At 67.3% G+C, this 2,309-nt stretch carries 2 protein-coding genes; one reads left to right on the top strand and one right to left on the bottom strand.

The annotated features are described in order from the left end of the window. Positions 1-1,374 precede the first annotated feature (1,374 nt). The gene (locus E6J59_01400) at positions 1,375-1,761 is read right to left on the bottom strand and encodes a hypothetical protein (GenBank protein ID TMB23706.1); all 387 of its coding nucleotides are present in this window, start codon (positions 1,759-1,761) and stop codon (positions 1,375-1,377) included. 291 nt (positions 1,762-2,052) lie between these two features. Here E6J59_01400 and E6J59_01405 point away from each other — a divergent pair. Continuing rightward, positions 2,053-2,309 (top strand): hypothetical protein (locus tag E6J59_01405; protein ID TMB23707.1); only part of this gene is annotated, 257 nt, incomplete at its 3' end.

The following is a 2,309-nucleotide window of genomic DNA, read 5'->3' on the forward strand; positions in this document are numbered from 1 at the left end:
ATCCGAAGACGGTGCAGCCCGAGACCCGGAACGGCCCGGCGATCACGGCGGCACGCAGCCGCAGACGGGGTTCGGGTCTCCGAAGAAGACTGCCAAGCAGACCTCGCCCGGCGGACAACGACCGGTGCCGCAAACCGTCTCGATCTGGCAGCCCTGGGTGCAAGCAGAGCCCGTGCCCGAGGCACACGTGGACGTCCCGACGACGCAGCGGCACCCGGTGCTGGCACCCACCCTGACGGCCTGGCAGACGCTCCCCGATGGGCAGTTCCCCCCGCACGTGGGATAGGCGCTCGATTGACAGGTCGGAGACGCGGCGCAGCCACACGTCCTCAAGATGGTGTCCACGAGTACGCAGGTTTCACTTCCACCGCACGACCCGAAGCAGAAGGAGCCGTTGAACTGGCAGGGTACGGTGGTCGTGGTGGTGGTCGTCGGGAGACACGGTCCGCAGTCCCCCGGGCACGTCGAACAGTCCTCGGAGGGTCCGCACAGGCCGTCCCCACACACACAGCTGCAGGGAGGTGATCCACCCGTGCAGCTGCAAAGACCCGCGTGGCAGTCGAAAATGAGGGACTTTAGGCATGCTCTTCCTGCATCGTCCGTGAGGCCGCTGGCGGCGGCCTCGTCGCTGCAGGCCTTAGGACCGCACGGCGGAAAGGCATTTGCTACCCGGGCCAGAAGATCGACAGCGAGCGCCAGCACCGCGAATCCGATGAGCACCTTGCGAGCGGCCATGGTCTGACGTCCTCCGTCTGCTCGCGTGCCGCCTGACCACCCGCTCACGTCCGCTCCAACGCGGCGGCGGGAACACTTGCTTGGGACTCGGGCGACGAAGTCTCCCGCTGCGGTAGTGCCGCCGTCAAGTGGGCCCAAAAGGTTGGGGTCGCTCAGCGGGTGATTCGGAGCGGGCCTATCGGGAGGAGGAACCTTTTTGGCCCAGCCGACCTCCACATGATCGTGCTGTCCTGGCTGAACCCCTTCTTCACCCCGACCACGCCCCGACGACATCGCCAAGGGGTTCGGGCCGACGAGGACGTGGACGAGATCGCAAGTGCTGTGCGGAACTCGCACCCGCCGGGCTCATCGAGCCGGTGACGCGGCACTGACGGATCGAAGCGGGCACGGACCCATCCTGGGGCTAGCCCGGAACGCATTTGCAAATACCCGTGCAGGGTTTTTGGCGCATGAGGCGGACCCACGGGCTGGATGACGGGAGAGAAGGGCTAGAAAAGGCGCCTGGGCGCCTTGTGCGACTCAGCGGCGGATCAGTCGATAATCCCCTTCGACCGCAGATAGGCGGCGTGCGCGCCGCTCGGCGGCCCGAAGAATGCTGCCGGCCGCGCTCCATCCGGCGGTCGAAGGCGCGCCGGTCCGTCAGGTAGAGGCGCGCCAAGCCGGGCTCCCCCTGGGCGCGAAAGAGGGCGGCGGTGATCGCGTCAGCCTCGCGGTTCTACTCGTGGCAGCGGTCCACTCGTCACTGTCCTCGACCTCGAAGCGCTCCTCGTACCGCGTCGCGAGGGCGCGGTCCCGCAGGAGGTGATCGCTCGCAAGGTCGAGGAGGGGCTGGGCGAGGAGATAGAGGATCGCATCGGGCGGCAGGGCACCGAGGTCGCGGACCACGCGGGTGGCGGCGAGCCGGTGCTCGGCGGGCAGCACGGCGTCGAGGTACGGCAGCCCGCCCCGTTCCGACGTTGCGGTCGAAGCGAGGAGGACGGTGATCGCCTTCAGGTCGGGGTGGGCAAGTCTCGTCAGGTCGCCCATCTGGCCAGTGCCGCTGCTAACGCGAACGGCGGCACGGGGTCAAGAACGCCGGGAATGCAGTCCGCGAACTCTCCCATCCGCTGCGTTCGTCCGCTGGCTCCGTTCCCTAGAAGGACGGTAACGGCCTGTGGTATGCGCGGCGCACCACGGAAGGGAGGGCAGGAGCTTGGGACGGACCCGCTGGGCGGTTAGCAGCCTTCGCCTTCGTCGCTACCCTTCTCTGGCCCGCCTTCAGGGCCCTGGCCTTCGAGCCGGGGGAGGCTCGTTGGCCCATCAAGACGCGTGTGTCCGATGGCGCAGACCTCGATCATCCCACCCGGGTGGACCTCGGTGATGTCATCGACGCAGGTGACGCAGGCAAGCTGCCCGAAGCGCCGTGAATGGTTCAGCGCATTCGTGATCGCGGTCGCGGTCGCCCTGCTATTGTTCGTGCCGTATGCCTTAGGCTACACGCAGGCGCATTCCGGCACGGAATACACGGGCCTAATGATCACCGTCGAGGACGCCAGTTATGTCTCCTCGATTGGCAAGGGCTATAACGGCGAGTG

Source organism: Deltaproteobacteria bacterium (assembly GCA_005879795.1).
In the GTDB taxonomy this organism is placed as follows: Bacteria; Desulfobacterota; Binatia; order DP-6; family DP-6; genus DP-6.